Genomic DNA, 14123 nt, shown 5'->3' on the forward strand with positions numbered 1-14123 from the left:
CGTCTCCACGGCAATGGCGGTGGCTTGCGCGAGCGTGGCCACCGCCGGACCGTAAGTCAAAACTAACGCTTTGTCATAGGCGGCGACATGGATCTCCTCGCGCCCGGCGTCGAGGGCGGCGAGCACGGCACGACCGGGAAAGGACGCGGCCGCCTCCGCCGCCAGGGCCTCGAGCGTGGTCACGCCGATTGCCGGGATCTTCAGCGCCAGCGCCAGGCCGCGCGCCGTAGCGACGCCGACGCGCAGGCCGGTGAAGGAACCCGGGCCGACGGAGACGGCAATGGCGTCGAGGCCTGTGTAGCGGGTCTTCGCCGCTTTCAGCGCCGCGTCGATGACCGCCATCAGATGCTCGGCATGACCCTTGCCGAGGTCGAGCACCTGGCGGCCAAGCTCGCTCTCCGCCGCCGTGTCATAGACGCTAGCGGCGCAGAGAGAGGCGGCACAGTCGATGGCAAGCAGCTTCATGGTGGCCAGTTAATGCCTTGGGTCGAAAAAACAATTCCCTGTGCCCGCCACGGCCCGTCCCTGCAAGGGGCAAGGTGGATATTTGTTATGCGGCTTGGCATGACCGGGGTCGAGAACGTCCCTCCAACAATCGCGGTGGCTACGCCGGCTGTGCGATGCGCAGCATGTGGTTGTCCCAGACATAGTCGGGCTCGGAGCGCATCGTGCCATTGCCCTCGACGATCTCCCCGTTGCCGGTCGTGGCCATGAAGCCCGAACCGTCAGGCGCCAGGCCGCAGACCTCGACCAGCGCCCTGGTGGCGACGATGCGGCCGCTGGCGGCGTCAATGACGGCGAGCGAATTGCCCTCCGGCGATGTGACGGCGACCGTGCCGGCGGCCGGATTGGCGGCGACCGAGCCGATATAGTTGCGGAAGCCCGCGAGCACATCCTGCGACACGTCGAGCAACTGCAGGTCCTGGCCGCGCGCCGCGCGACCGATCAGCAGGGGCCGGTCGGTCGCCGGGCCGCGATACTGGCAGCCGAACCAGACCGTGCCGGACTGGTCGCGATCCATGTGCCGGATAGACAGCTGGTGCAGAGCCGACGGCAATTCGTGCTTTTCGATCAGATCGCCGGTGATGCGGTCGACCAGAACATAGGACGGCTTCATGGTGGCGATGTTGAGCTCGGCGCGGCCGTAATCCGGATGGGTCTCGATGCCGCCATTGGCGACCGCGATCGTCCGGCCATCGCCGAGCAAAAGCAACTCATGCGGCCCCATGCCGTAGGTCGGGAATTCGCCAACGCGCCCGAAACCTGAGCGCGCGTCATAGACGCCGACGACGCCGGCGGCGTTGTCGAAGTCATTCTCGGTGGCATAGAGCAGCGCGCCGTCGGTCGAGAAGACGCCGTGGCCGAAGAAATGTCGTCCGGTGACGCTTGCGATGGTCAGCGGCTTGTCGCGACGGGTGTGATCGAAAACCACGGCAAAGGTGCCGGGCTGCCGGGCAAAGACCACGGACCGCTTCGAGATCGGATCGAAGGTGACATCGTGGCCACGGTCGGGCAGATCGATCGCATGCAGCACATTGCCTGCCTCGGACAGCACGGCGGCGCCATAGCTGCCGTCGCGCTTGACGAAGGCGGTGGCGAAGACCGCGTCGGCATCAAGCGTCTTTGCCCAGGCCCGCGGCGCCATCCCGGCGATGAAGCCGGCGCCGGCGGCCCGCAGGAAATCGCGGCGGTCGATCAGCGGCGTGCGGGGCAAGATCATCGCTCAGTCCCCATCCAGCGAGGAGAAGCCGGCGGTCAGGCCGAATTCGGCGGTCAGCCTAGTGCCGATCAAGGTCGTCAGGCTCGAGGTGATCAGCGCGAAATGATCAAGCTTGTCTCGCAGCTCCGGATCGGCGAGCGCCTTGTCGATCGGACCGGTGACGGATTTGGCGGTCGCAACACCATTGGCGAGCTGGATGTGGATGGACTCGGCCATCCATTGCGCGTCGGCCGGAAGCGCATCGCCCAGTTTCGAGGCCTCGAACAGCGCGTCGATGCCAGACAGATTGCCAGCCAGGGAATTCGTCGTGTTTTGCGAGCGCCAATAGATCGCCTGCCTGGGCTTGTCGCCGTCCGGCTTGCCGCCCAGGAACCCTTTGAGGCGCACGTCGCGGACCATCTCCAGCTCGTTGATGAAGACGCCGACCAACTCGGTCACCGCTTCGGTGCCGTCGCGGTAGAGCGCGTTCTGCGGTCCCGGGTTGGCCCAGAGCGCGGCAAATCCGTCCGGCTGCTTCCACGCCACATCAACCTCGGCGGCCATCGTTTCGATATTGCCGGCGACGGCCGCGCCGTAGCCGCAGCGATAGGGATCGTCCTTGCCGGCAAGGGCGTCGGCGCCGTCGCCGTAAAGCACGAACTCGAGCGCGCCGAGCCCTTGCATGGCGACGCTCTTGTCCGCCAGTTGCGCCGGATCGGTGGCGGTCGGGTCCTTGCCGGCCAATGCCGCCTGCACCTGCTTCAGGCCGATACCCTTGCGGTCCGGCCAGTAGAGCATGCGCTCCAGCCGGTTGTTCTCCCTGATCGGCCCGAAAGCGATGATTTCAGCCGATGACCAGGCCTCCACCGTGGCCGAGAACTCGACACGCGCCGCCTCGAGGCTGCCTTGCGACGGCGCATTGCACAGCGTCCGCATGGCCTTGGTCAAGCTGCCGGCATGGTCGTGCAGGCTGGCATAGGCAGGGCGGATAAAGCCATCGATCGCCCGCTGGATGACAGCGGAGGCCTTCACCTCGGCCGATGCCGGGGAAACGCCAAACAGCGCCAGGGGAAGGAGGAGAGCAACCGCAAGACGCTTCGACATCACAGGGACTCCAGGAATTTGACCAGCGCATCGCGATCGGCAGCATCGGCGGCGGCAAAGCGGTCGCGCGCCTTCTGCCCCTCGCCGCCATGCCACAGGATCGCCTCGGCGAGGGTGCGGGCGCGCCCGTCATGCAGGAAGAACATATTGCCGTTGACCGTCCCGGTCAGGCCGATGCCCCACAGCGGCGGCGTGCGCCATTCGCTGCCGGTCGCGTCGCCGACAGGCTGTCCATCGGCGAGGCCCGGCCCCATGTCATGCAGCAGGAAGTCGGAATAGGGCCAGATCAACTGGAAGGCCTGCGCCTTGTTGGGCGTGCCGCGCAAGGTGACGAATTTCGGCGTATGGCAGGAAATGCAGCCCATCTCGTAGAACTGCTTCTTGCCTGCCAGCACCTGGCGGTTATCGATGTCACGCCGGGCCGGCACGGCAAGGTTCTGCGAATAGAAGGTGACGAGATCCATGACCGGCGGCGGCGCCTCGACCGGGCCGAGCCGCTGCTGCACGCCGTTCGGCATGGCAAGGCAGGCCTTTTCGGCCTCCGTGCAGTCGCCCCAATGTTTCGGCGCCTCCGGCGTCGAGATGCCGATGTCGCCGGCAAAGGCCTCCGCCGCCTGCTCGCGGATCGACGCGGTCTGCGCCTTCCAGCCGAAGCGGCCCAAAGTCACCTCGCCGCTCAACTCATCACGCACAATATTCGGCCGGCCGAAGATACCGTCGGCGTCGCGATCGTCCCGATCGACATGGGCGAGGATGTCGGCGGGCGCGATCTGCTCGATCAGGCCAAGGCCGATCATCGGCGGCGTCAGGCGCGGCGACAGCGTGGTGCGCGGATCGAGCGGACCGTAGCCGAGGCCGTCGACGGAATAGCCCGGCTTGCGCAGTGAGACCACGGAGCCGCCGGCGAGCGTCACCTTCTCTTCCTGGTAGTCGACGCGCATGCGGCCTTCGCCCTTGAGGCCAGCTACCGCCAGCCCCTGCAGTTGCGAGCCGTAGACCGGATCGGGGAAGTTTAGCAGCTTGTGACCGGCAAGCTCGGCTCTCTCTTGCTCGCTGCTTGCATCGCGCGCCAGGCGCAGGAACATCGAGGTGGTGCCGGCGCCACCTGCCGGCGGGCGGCCGCGGCCGTCCTTCAGATGGCAATTCTGGCAGGCGCGCTCGTTGAACAGCGGCCCAAGCCCGTCCGATGCCTGCGTCGAGGACGGCGAAGACACCCAGTTCTTGCGGAAAAGCGCATTGCCGAGCTTGAAGTTGCCCTCCTCCTCGAAGGTGATGTTGGCGGCGGGCTGGGAGAAGGCGTCGCGGTTGACGTCCTTGCGCGACGTGCCGGCGCCACCCTGCATCAGCTCGAATGACTCGGGTTTGGAGAAGTCCGCGGTTGGCCTGGTGACGGCGATGACGCGCGCCAGGTCCTTTGGCGTCAGATCGCTGCGCGTGGCGGCAAGGTCTGCGGGCAGCGGGTCTCCAGCCAGCGCTGAAGCGGTGGCCATCACGGAAATGAGAGAAAGCCCGCGAACCAGCCAGGCCAGCGAGCTTTCCCTGGAAGGCGAGGAAGGCGAGCCTTCGGCCCACCGCGAGCGGCGCAGGAAATCTAGGCGGCGCCGCATTCCCGCATGTCCTTACTCCGCCTCGTTGGCCGAGTCGGCATTGAGCTGGCCGTATTTCTCCTCGCCGATCGAGGCGAGCAGGTCGAGCTGCGTCTCGAGGAAGTCGATGTGACCTTCCTCGTCGGCAAGCAGTTCCTCGAACAGTTTCATCGACACGTAGTCGCCGGCCTCCTGGCAGATCTCGCGCGAGCGCTTATAGGCGGTGCGCGCGTCATACTCGCCGGCAAGATCGGATTCGAGCACTTCCTTCACGTTCTGGCCGATGCGCAGCGGCGCCACGGACTGCAGGTTCGGATGCCCCTCAAGGAAAATGATGCGGGCAACGAGCCGGTCTGCATGCTGCATTTCCTCGATCGATTCCGCCCGTTCCTTCTTCGCCAGCTTGGTGTAGCCCCAGTCTTCGAGCAGGCGATAGTGGACCCAGTACTGATTGACGGCCCCCAGCTCCAGAAACAGGGCCTCGTTAAGCCGCTCGATGACCTGCGGTTCGCCTTTCATGGGTTCTGCTCCCGTATTGGCCGCGCAAGCCTCTGACGCGGTCCAGGTGTGAAACGATGTCGGCGCCGCTCGCCTCAGAGCGGGCGTGGTAGTGCTCGGTGACCCGAATGATCGTTTCCACCACATTTGGGAAGCAGCCGCAACAGCGACCGCGCTTGCGCATGGCATGATAGACCTTGGCCGGCACGATGAGCTGCCAGGGATCCTCATCCAGCAGCCCTACGATCGTCTGCTCGATCTCCTTCTCGGTGATGATGTTGCAATGGCAGATCAGCATTCACTTGCCCTGGCTGACGGCGCCGCTCCGGCGCCGTTTGGCTTGTTTCTCATTCGAGCATGACCTTGTCCAAAAATCGGCTTCCACTTTTTAGGAGTATGCTCGCGCCTTACTTGAATACCTTGTCCGGCGCGTCGAGGCTGTCGGAGCCTTCGAAGGCGATGCTGTTGAGCTTCAGCGAGCCGACGGCGCGCTCGATCGACTTGGTCTGGTCGATCAGCGCATCGATCGCCGCCTGCACGGTGGCGTTGCCTTCGGTGTTGCCCTCGGCGATCTGCTGGTCATAGGCCTCGCCGGCCAGCGCGCGCGCCTTGATCGCTTGCATCTTGGCGACGGAGGCATCGAGCTTATCAGACAGCTCCTTGTCGATCGCCGGGTCGGCGACCTTGACCATGTCCGATACCGAAGGTCCGGAAACGACCGTGCCGTCGAGGCGCGTGTAGCTGGCGTGGTAGGCGGCGCGGATGCCGACGGCGTCATAGAGGTGCGAGTTGTAGGTGTTGTCCGAGAAGCAGTCGTGCTCCTCTTCCGGATCATGCAGCAGCAGGCCGAGCTTCATGCGCTCGCCGGCGAGTTCGCCATAGGACAGCGAACCCATGCCGGTGAAGATGGTCGAAATGCCGGCGTTGGCGTCGCCATCGACCAGGTTCTTGCGGGCGGCGCCGTCTTCCTTCCAGTTGTTGACCATCTCCCGCAGGTCGGAAACCAAAAGGCCGCTCGCCGACTTCAGATATTCGGCGCGGCGGTCGCAATTGCCGCCGGTGCAGTTGGCGAGGTCATAGTCCGTGTAGGGCCGCTCGCCGGCGCCGGGACCGGTGCCGTGCAGGTCCTGGCCCCAGAGCAGGAACTCGATGGCGTGATAGCCGGTCGCGACATTGGCCTCGACGCCGTCGGCCTCCTGCAGCGTGCCGGAAAGGAATTCCGGCGACAGCTTCGAGGCGTCGACCTTCTTGCCGTTGATCTCGATCTCCTTGCTGGCGATCACATTGGCGGTGTAGAGCGAATTGGTGTCGGACTCACTGCCGTAGCTCTTGGCGACATAGTCGATCAGGCCTTCGTCCAGCGGCCAGGAATTCACCTTGCCTTCCCAGTCGTCGACGATCTTGTTGCCGAAGCGGTAGACCTCGGTCTGCTGGTAGGGAACGCGCGATGCCTTCCAGGCTTCGCGAGCGGCGTTCAGCGTGTCCGCCGAAGGCTTGGCGAGCAGCGCGTCGACGGCCTTGTCGAGGGCCTGCGCCGTGGTTAGCGAATCCTCGTATTTGGCGAGTGCGATGTCGGCATAGGTCTTGATGACCGCCTTGGCGTCGGTTTCGGCCTTGGCCGGCAGCACAAACACCGCCGCCGTCAGCGCGGCAGTCGCGCAGATCGCAGCGACCCTGCCGCCATTACGTGCTGTCATCATCGTTCTCCAGTTCCTTGGGAATTCGCTAAATGGCGCGCGTGCCAGCCCGTGACGAGGCATGGGCATGCCGCCGGGCACAACATGGACCGCGCCGTTGCGCGGTTCGTGGAAGACAGACACCGAAATGCCTCCAATCGAAAGGGTTCAAGGCCCAGACATCAAAGGATGCGCTTGCCGCGCGAGCCTCCATAAAGCGGCGAAGGGGCTGGAAGTCAACAGGTCCACCCAAGAAAATTCAATTGAAACAACTGTTTAGAATAATTCTAAACTACAACTATCAACTTTAAGCCTTTGCCGATGCGACGTAATCATGGAATGCGGCGATTGACAGGCGACCATTCCGGGTGCGACCCGGACCGGGGCTCTTGCGACGGCGGCAGACAATCGCCACGTGGCGGAATATCCTAGATTTGGGCGCAAAAAGGGCTGCGATGAAGAACGGGGTGGTCATTGTCGGTGCGGGTCACGCTGGCGTGCAGGCGGCGGCGAGCCTGCGCGAGGAGGGTTACGACGGCCCGGTCATCCTGATTGGCGACGAGAGCGAACTGCCCTACCACAAGCCGCCGCTTTCGAAGACCTTCATCAAGGACCCAGACGCAAAGCCGCAGCCCCTGCGCGGCGAAGCCTTCTATTCAGGCAGCGCCATCGACTACCGGCCGGGCGTCCGCATCGAGGCCATCGAAGCCGACGCCCACAGGCTGAGGGTATCGGGCGGCGGATCGCTCGCCTTCGATCACCTTGTCCTGGCGACCGGCGCCCGGCCGCGCCTGCTCAAGCTGCAGGGCTCGGAGCTCTCCGGCGTGGTGTCGCTGCGATCGCTCGCCGATGCGCGGCTGATCCGCGAGCTCAGCGCCCAATGCGAGGATGTCGTCATCCTCGGCGGCGGCTTCATCGGGCTCGAGATCGCCGCGACGCTGCGCGCGGCCGGGCGCAATGTCGCTGTGGTCGAAGCCGTCGACCGGCTGCTCGGGCGGGCCGTGGCGCCGGTCATCGCCAGCCATGTCAGGCAGCGCCTGGAAGCGATCGGCGTGCGGATCCATACCGGCACCACCGTTGTCGGCCTGGAGGGCAAAGGCGGCCGCGTCTCGGCCGCGATCATCTCCGGCGGCGAAAGGCTGCCGGCACAGATGGTCATCATCGGTATCGGCGTGGTGCCCAATGTCGAACTGGCCGAGACCGCCGGCATCACGGTCGCCAACGGCATCCGCGTCGACCAGCAGATGCGCAGCTCGGCGCCGGATATCCTCGCCATCGGCGATGCGGCCTCCTACCGGCACTGGTTCACCGGCGCCGATGTGCGGCTGGAATCGGTGCAGAACGCCACCGACCAAGCGCGGCTCGCCGCGCGCACCATCCTTGGCCATGCCGACGCCTATTCGGCAGTGCCGTGGTTCTGGTCGGATATCGGCGACATGAAGCTGCAGATGGTCGGACTGACCTCAGGCGGCGACAGCCATGTCGTGGCGGGCGACCTCACCGAGAACAAGTTCTCGATCTATCACTATGCGGGCAGCCGGCTGCTCGGCATCGAATCCGTCAACCGCCCCGGCGATCATATGCTCGGCCGCAAGATGCTGGGGGCCGGCTTTTCGCCCGCACCGCAGGCCGTTGCCGGCGGGCCCGATGCGATGAAGGCGGCGCTGGCCGCGTTTCAGGAGGAGCCCGCCAGGGCAACCGGTTAGGCGACACGTGCCTCGCGGATCGAGCTTTCCAGAATGTCCAGTGCCTCGTTCATGACGCTATCCTGGATGGTGATCGGCGACAGGAAGCGGATGACGTTGCCGTAGACGCCGCAGGTGAGCAGGATCAGGCCCTTGTCGAGCGCCTTGAGCCGCACCGCATTGGCGATTTCGGCCGAGGGCAGGCCCTTTTTCACATCGTTTAACTCGACCGCGTTCATGAAGCCGGGACCCCTGATGTCGACGATCTCCGGCACGTCCTCGCGGATCGACTGCAGTCGCTGTTTCAGCCTGCTGCCCAGCGCATTGGCGCGGTCGCAGAGCTTTTCCTCCTCGATGACGTCGAGCACGGCGTTGGCCGCGGCGACGCCGATCGGGCTGCCGCCATAGGTGCCGCCAAGTCCGCCAGGGCCGGGCGCATCCATGATCTCGGCGCGTCCAGTGACCGCCGACAGCGGGAAGCCACCGGCCAGGCTCTTGGCCATGGTGGTAAGGTCGGGCGCGACGTCATGATGCTCCATGGCGAACATCTTGCCGGTGCGGGCAAAGCCGGTCTGCACCTCGTCGGCGATCAGCAAAATGCCATGCTGGTCGCAGACCTTGCGCAGCGCAGTCATGAAATCGCGCGGCGCCTCATAGAAGCCGCCCTCGCCCTGCACCGGTTCGACGATGATGGCGGCGACGCGGGCGGGATCGACGTCGGCCTTGAACAGCCTGTCGAGGGCGGCGAGCGAATCGGCGACCGTTACGCCATGCAGCGCCACCGGGAACGGCGCGTGGAAGACATCGGCCGGCATGGCGCCGAAGCCGACCTTATAGGGCACCACCTTGCCGGTCAGCGCCATGCCCATGAAGGTGCGGCCGTGGAAGCCGCCGGAAAAGGCGATGACGGCCGGGCGGCCGGTGGCGTTGCGGGCAATCTTGACGGCGTTCTCCACCGCCTCTGCGCCGGTGGTGACGAAGATCGTCTTCTTGTCGAACTTGCCGGGCAGCAGGCCATTCAGACGCTCGGCCAGCCTGACATAGCTCTCATAGGGCACGACCTGATGGCAGGTGTGGGTGAAGCGATCGAGTTGCGCCTTGACCGCCTCGATCACCTTGGGATGGCGGTGGCCGGTGTTGACGACGGCGATGCCGGACGCGAAGTCGATGTAGCGGCGGCCCTCGACATCCCAGATTTCCGAGTTCTCGGCGCGATCGGCATAGATCTGCGTGGTCATGCCGACGCCGCGCGAGATCGACTGGTTCTTGCGTTCGGAAATGGCTGAATTCTTCATCTCGTCCCTCATCGGGCCATCCCTCATCGAGATAGGGGCCCGTTCTCGTTTGATGCCGTTGAAATCCGTTCTGGCCCCATTTCAGCTTTTCCTCAAGCCCACACCAGTGCCGGTCGATTGGGCCTGCCGTCACGCGGTTCCCCTAATTTGACCAGTCCGCCCATACGCGTACGACAGAGGTTTCCTTTTTGGGGGGATCGATTATCCTCGCGATTGTCCGCGGCATCCGTCGCAGGGAGCGGCCCGCGCGGTTGAGGGAACCATGAGCAGGAACGCGACACCTTCCGCCCCGACGCTTCCGGTCAACGCCTTCAATCTGTTGTCTTTTCCTGGCTCCACGATGCTCGTCTGCGCCTTGGCGGGACTGGCGCTCGCCGGGTGCCAGAAACAAGAGGCGGCGGCAAAGAAGTTGCCGATCATGGTGCGCGCCGAAACGGTCAGGATCGCCGACTACGCGCCACGGACCTCGCTGACCGGCGTGATCGCCGCGCGCACGCTGAACAACCTATCTTTCCGGGTCGGCGGCCGGATCGCCGAGCGGCTCGTCGATGTCGGCCAGCATGTCGACAAGGACGCGGTGCTGGCCCGCATCGATCCGCAGGAGCAGGAATCCGACCTGCGCTCGGCACAGGCCAACCTCGATGCGGCGCAGGCGCAGTTGACGCAGGCCGCCGCAGCCTTCGAGCGCCAGAAGATCTTGCTCGGCCAGGGTTTCACCACGCGGCGCGACTATGACACGGCGGATCAGACGCTTAAGGTGGCGCAAGGCAGCGTCAATGCCGCGCAAAGCGCGTTCGCGAATGCCAAGGAGAACTTGTCCTTCACCGAGCTCAAGGCCGGTGCGGCGGGCTTCATCACCGCCCGCCAGGTCGAAGCCGGGCAAGTGGTGCAGGCGGCGCAGACCGTCTTCACCATCGCCGAGGACGGCGATCGCGACGCGGTGTTCAACGTCCAGGAAACGCTGGTCGCGCGGACGCCGCAAACGCCGGCGGTGACGATCACGCTCTTGTCCGACCCGCAGGTCAGGGCGATGGGCAAGGTGCGCGAGATCTCGCCGGCGGTCGATCCGGCTTCGGGATCGATCCGGGTCAAGGTCGCCATTCCCGACACGCCCGCCGCCATGCCGCTGGGCGCGGCCGTGATCGGCTCGGCCAGCGCCAAGCCGATCAAGGCGATCCTGCTGCCCTGGCAGGCGCTGACCTCGACTGACGGCAAGCCGGCGGTCTGGGTGGTAGACCCATCGAGCAAGGCGGCTGCGACGACACCGGTCGAGGTGCTGGCCTATGATTCCGGCGTGGTCGTCATCAGCAGAGGGCTGGAGGCCGGCCAGAGCGTCGTCACCAATGGCGGCCAGTTGCTCAGCCCCGGACAGGCGATCGAGATCGCGGGAGCAGGCCAATGAAAAGGCTGCCGCGCATGCTTGTGCCCGCCCTGCTGTTGCTTGCGCCGCTTGCCGGCTGTTCGCAATCGGAAGACAAGCCGCCGGAGATCATCCGGCCGGTGCTGTCGGTGGTGATCGAGCCGCGCACCATCCAGACCTTCGGCTTCGCCGGCTCGATCGAGCCGCAAGTCAGCGCCGACCTCTCCTTCCGCCTGCTCGGCCGTGTCGTCGCCCGCGACGTCAAGGTCGGCGACATCGTCACCAAGGGCACGACGATCGCAGCCCTCGACCCGACGGCGCTGGAGCTTGCGGTGCAGGCGGCCAAGGCCGAGCTTTCCAACGCCGAGGCGCAGTTCGCCAACGCCGCCGCCAGCGAGGAGCGCCAGCGCCAGCTGCTGGCCGCCGCCAACACCACCCAGGCCGTCTTCGATGCCGCGCAGCAGGCGCGCAAAGCGGCCGAGGCCGGCGTCGAGCGGGCCAAGGCCTCGCTTGCCAAATCGCAGGAGCAGCTCGGCTATGCGCGCCTGTTCTCGGATTTCGACGGCGTCGTTACCGCCGTCGGCGCCGAGGTCGGCCAGACCGTGTCGCCCGGCCAGACGGTGGTCACCGTGGCGCGCTCGGACCTGCGCGAGGCGGTGGTAGACATCCCCGACCGGCTCACCGGCGATCTCGCCGCCGGCACGCCGTTCCAGGTCATCCTGCAATCGCTGCCGACCATCCAGACCGAGGCCAAGCTGCGCGAGATGGCGCCGCAGGCCGAGGGCTCGACCCGCACCCGCCGTGTCCGGCTGACGCTCACCGACCCGCCGATAGCGTTCCGGCTCGGCTCGACGGTGACGGCGACGCGCATGACCAAGGTCACGCCGACGATCGAACTGCCGCTATCGGCGCTGCTCGAGAAGGACGGGGCCGCCAAGGTCTGGATCGTCGACCCGAAGACGTCGAGCGTCAGCGCGCACGAGGTGAAGGTGGCCGCCAAAAGCGCCGCCACCTTCACCGTCACCGAAGGGCTCGAGGCTGGCATGCGCGTCGTCACCGCGGGCGTCCACAGCCTCACCGAGGGTCAGCAGGTCAAGCTACAAGAAGGGGGAGCCATATGAAGGGCTTCAACCTCTCCGACTGGGCGCTCAACCATCGCTCGCTGGTGTGGTACTTCATGCTGGTCTTCGTCGCGGCCGGCGTGTCTGCCTATCTGAACCTCGGCCGCGAGGAAGACCCCGCCTTCACCATCAAGACCATGCTGATCCAGGCCAATTGGCCGGGCGCCTCCGTCAACGAGACGGTAACGCAAGTGACGGATCGCATCGAGAAGAAGCTCGAGGAGCTCGACAGCCTCGACTACACCAAATCCGTCACCACCGCCGGCAAGACCGTCATCTTCGTCAACCTGAAGGACACCACCAAGGCGCGCGATGTCGTGCCGACGTGGATTCAGGTGCGCAACATGGTCAACGACATCTGGTCGCAGTTCCCGCAAGGCGTGGTCGGGCCGTTCTTCAACGACCGTTTCGGCGACGTTTACGGCAACATCTACGCCTTCACCGCCGACGGGCTGACGCCGCGCCAGCTGCGCGACTATGTCGAGGATGTCCGCACCAAGATCCTGACCGTGCCGAACGCCGGCAAGGTCGACCTTGTCGGCGCCCAGGACGAGGCGATCTACCTCGAATTCTCGACCCGCCAGATCGCAGCACTCGGCCTCAACCAGCAGGCGATCGTGGCCAGCCTGCAGGCGCAGAACGCGATCACGCCGTCCGGCGTCATCCAGTCCGGACCGGAGCGCATCAGCGTGCGCGTGGGCGGCCAGTTCACCTCGGAAGAGAGCCTGCGCGCCATCAACCTGCGCGTCAACGACCGCTTCTTCCGGCTGAGCGACGTGGCGACGATCAGGCGCGGCTATGTCGACCCGCCGACGTCGCTGTTCCGCTTCAACGGCCAGGATGCCATCGCGCTCGCCATCGGCATGAAGCCCAACGCCAATCTGCTGCAGTTCGGCGAGGCCTTGCACGAGGAGATGAACAAGGTGCTGGCCGACCTGCCGGTCGGCGTCGGCGTGCATCTGGTCGCCGACCAACCGGTGATCGTCGAGGAAGCGGTATCGGGCTTCACCCGCGCCCTGTTCGAGGCGGTGGCCATCGTGCTTGCCGTGTCTTTCATCAGCCTCGGCATGCGCGCCGGCTTCGTCGTGGCGCTGTCGATCCCGCTGGTACTCGCCATCACCTTCACCGTCATGGCCTATCTCGGCATCTCGCTGCAGCGCATCTCGCTGGGCGCGCTGATCATCGCGCTCGGCCTGCTGGTCGACGACGCCATGATCGCGGTCGAGATGATGGTGGCGCGGCTGGAGGTCGGCGACAACCTGCGCAAGGCGGCGACCTACGTCTACACCTCGACCGCCTTCCCGATGCTGACCGGCACGCTGGTGACGGTCGCCGGCTTCATCCCGATCGGCCTCAACAACAGCGCCGCCGGCGAATACACCTTCACGCTGTTCGTCGTCATCGCCGTGTCGCTGCTGGTGTCATGGATCGTGGCGGTGCTGTTCGCGCCACTGCTCGGCGTCACCATCCTGCCGGCGACGATGAAGGCCAAGCATCATGACCAGCCCGGACGCTTCACCTCGATGTTCCGGCGCGTGCTGGTCCTTTCGGTGCGCCGGCACTGGCTGACCATCATCGCGACGGTGCTGCTGTTCGCGGCCTCCATCGCCGGCTTCGGCCTCGTCCAGCAGCAGTTCTTCCCGCCGTCCGACCGGCCGGAGCTGATCGTCGACTGGAACCTGCCGCAGAATTCATCGATCACCGAGACGCGCGACCAGATGGAGCGCTTCGAAGGGCGCGCGCTGGTCGGCAATCCCGATATCGACCATTTCTCATCCTATATCGGCCAGGGCGCGGTGCGCTTCCTGCTGGCTTATGACGTGCAGCCGGCCAATCCCTATTTCGGCCAGACGGTCATCGTCACCAAGAGCATCGAGGCGCGAAACCGGGTCAAGCCGGCGCTGGAAAAGCTGCTGCGCGAGGAGTTCGTCGGCACCGATGCCTTCGTCAAGCCGCTCGAGCTCGGGCCGCCTGTCGGGCGCCCGGTGCAGTACCGTGTCGGCGGTCCCGACATCCAGACGGTGCGGGACCTGGCGCAGGAGTTCGCCGGCATCATCTCCGCCAACCCGCAGCTGGCGGCGCCCACTTTCGACTGGAAC

12 protein-coding genes are annotated in these 14123 nt (G+C 65.6%); 4 read left to right on the top strand and 8 right to left on the bottom strand.

All coding sequences use genetic code 11. The annotated features are described in order from the left end of the window. The 7 genes from tsaB to EN742_RS08140 form a co-directional block, all read right to left on the bottom strand. A partial coding sequence (gene tsaB, locus EN742_RS08110; protein WP_128332646.1) for a tRNA (adenosine(37)-N6)-threonylcarbamoyltransferase complex dimerization subunit type 1 TsaB occupies positions 1 to 465 on the bottom strand: 465 nt, incomplete at its 3' end. A 139-nt stretch (positions 466 to 604) separates the two neighbouring features. After that, positions 605 to 1720, bottom strand: a complete 1116-nt coding sequence (locus tag EN742_RS08115; protein WP_127404989.1) for a DUF1513 domain-containing protein — start codon at positions 1718 to 1720, stop codon at positions 605 to 607. Positions 1721 to 1723: 3 nt separating this feature from the next. After that, positions 1724 to 2803 carry an imelysin family protein gene (locus tag EN742_RS08120; protein ID WP_127404988.1) on the bottom strand — a complete coding sequence of 360 codons (1080 nt, stop codon included), beginning with the start codon at positions 2801 to 2803 and terminating at the stop codon, positions 1724 to 1726. Then, positions 2803 to 4410: a di-heme oxidoredictase family protein gene (locus EN742_RS08125; RefSeq protein WP_127404987.1), complete on the bottom strand. Its 1608-nt coding sequence runs from the start codon at positions 4408 to 4410 to the stop codon at positions 2803 to 2805. Before EN742_RS08125 ends, EN742_RS08120 begins: the two co-directional genes overlap by 1 nt. Positions 4411 to 4422: 12 nt before the next feature. Next, a complete protein-coding gene (gene bfr / locus EN742_RS08130) occupies positions 4423 to 4908 on the bottom strand; it encodes a bacterioferritin (RefSeq protein ID WP_126056685.1) in 486 nt (161 codons plus the stop codon). Further along, positions 4874 to 5185 (bottom strand): (2Fe-2S)-binding protein, encoded by a 312-nt coding sequence (locus EN742_RS08135; RefSeq protein WP_126056686.1) that lies wholly within the window; start codon positions 5183 to 5185, stop codon positions 4874 to 4876. Before EN742_RS08135 ends, bfr begins: the two co-directional genes overlap by 35 nt. 109 nt (positions 5186 to 5294) lie before the next feature. Beyond that, a complete protein-coding gene (locus EN742_RS08140; protein ID WP_127404986.1) occupies positions 5295 to 6584 on the bottom strand; it encodes an imelysin family protein in 1290 nt (429 codons plus the stop codon). Positions 6585 to 7018: 434 nt separating this feature from the next. On the opposite strand from EN742_RS08140, the gene EN742_RS08145 reads away from it, so the two are divergent. After that, the gene (locus EN742_RS08145) at positions 7019 to 8269 is read left to right on the top strand and encodes an FAD-dependent oxidoreductase (RefSeq protein WP_127404985.1); all 1251 of its coding nucleotides are present in this window, start codon (positions 7019 to 7021) and stop codon (positions 8267 to 8269) included. On the opposite strand, the gene EN742_RS08150 is transcribed toward EN742_RS08145, so the two are convergent. Then, positions 8266 to 9543 (bottom strand): 4-aminobutyrate--2-oxoglutarate transaminase, encoded by a 1278-nt coding sequence (locus tag EN742_RS08150; protein WP_127404984.1) that lies wholly within the window; start codon positions 9541 to 9543, stop codon positions 8266 to 8268. The two genes, EN742_RS08145 and EN742_RS08150, sit on opposite strands and share 4 nt — an antisense overlap. 262 nt (positions 9544 to 9805) lie before the next feature. Between EN742_RS08150 and EN742_RS08155 the strand changes: the two genes are divergently transcribed. The 3 genes from EN742_RS08155 to EN742_RS08165 all read left to right on the top strand — a co-directional run. Further along, a complete protein-coding gene (locus EN742_RS08155) occupies positions 9806 to 10945 on the top strand; it encodes an efflux RND transporter periplasmic adaptor subunit (protein WP_127404983.1) in 1140 nt (379 codons plus the stop codon). Then, positions 10942 to 12024: an efflux RND transporter periplasmic adaptor subunit gene (locus tag EN742_RS08160; RefSeq protein WP_126056690.1), complete on the top strand. Its 1083-nt coding sequence runs from the start codon at positions 10942 to 10944 to the stop codon at positions 12022 to 12024. The genes EN742_RS08155 and EN742_RS08160 overlap by 4 nt, the downstream gene beginning before the upstream one ends. Then, positions 12021 to 14123, top strand: a 2103-nt coding sequence (locus tag EN742_RS08165; protein WP_148670051.1) for an efflux RND transporter permease subunit, incomplete at its 3' end; no start/stop codon positions are given. The genes EN742_RS08160 and EN742_RS08165, both read left to right, overlap by 4 nt.

Source organism: Mesorhizobium sp. M4A.F.Ca.ET.020.02.1.1, from assembly GCF_004022645.1.
Classification (GTDB): domain Bacteria; phylum Pseudomonadota; class Alphaproteobacteria; order Rhizobiales; family Rhizobiaceae; genus Mesorhizobium.

Bases quoted from the DNA above. Each gene is read 5' to 3' on its own strand.
- bfr (WP_126056685.1), bottom strand. From the start codon at position 4,908: ATGAAAGGCGAACCGCAGGTCATCGAGCGGCTTAACGAGGCCCTGTTT.
- EN742_RS08150 (WP_127404984.1), bottom strand. From the start codon at position 9,543: ATGAAGAATTCAGCCATTTCCGAACGCAAGAACCAGTCGATCTCGCGC.
- EN742_RS08160 (WP_126056690.1), top strand. From the start codon at position 10,942: ATGAAAAGGCTGCCGCGCATGCTTGTGCCCGCCCTGCTGTTGCTTGCG.
- EN742_RS08125 (WP_127404987.1), bottom strand. From the start codon at position 4,410: ATGCGGCGCCGCCTAGATTTCCTGCGCCGCTCGCGGTGGGCCGAAGGC.
- EN742_RS08135 (WP_126056686.1), bottom strand. From the start codon at position 5,185: ATGCTGATCTGCCATTGCAACATCATCACCGAGAAGGAGATCGAGCAG.
- EN742_RS08115 (WP_127404989.1), bottom strand. From the start codon at position 1,720: ATGATCTTGCCCCGCACGCCGCTGATCGACCGCCGCGATTTCCTGCGG.
- EN742_RS08155 (WP_127404983.1), top strand. From the start codon at position 9,806: ATGAGCAGGAACGCGACACCTTCCGCCCCGACGCTTCCGGTCAACGCC.
- EN742_RS08140 (WP_127404986.1), bottom strand. From the start codon at position 6,584: ATGACAGCACGTAATGGCGGCAGGGTCGCTGCGATCTGCGCGACTGCC.
- EN742_RS08145 (WP_127404985.1), top strand. From the start codon at position 7,019: ATGAAGAACGGGGTGGTCATTGTCGGTGCGGGTCACGCTGGCGTGCAG.
- EN742_RS08120 (WP_127404988.1), bottom strand. From the start codon at position 2,803: ATGTCGAAGCGTCTTGCGGTTGCTCTCCTCCTTCCCCTGGCGCTGTTT.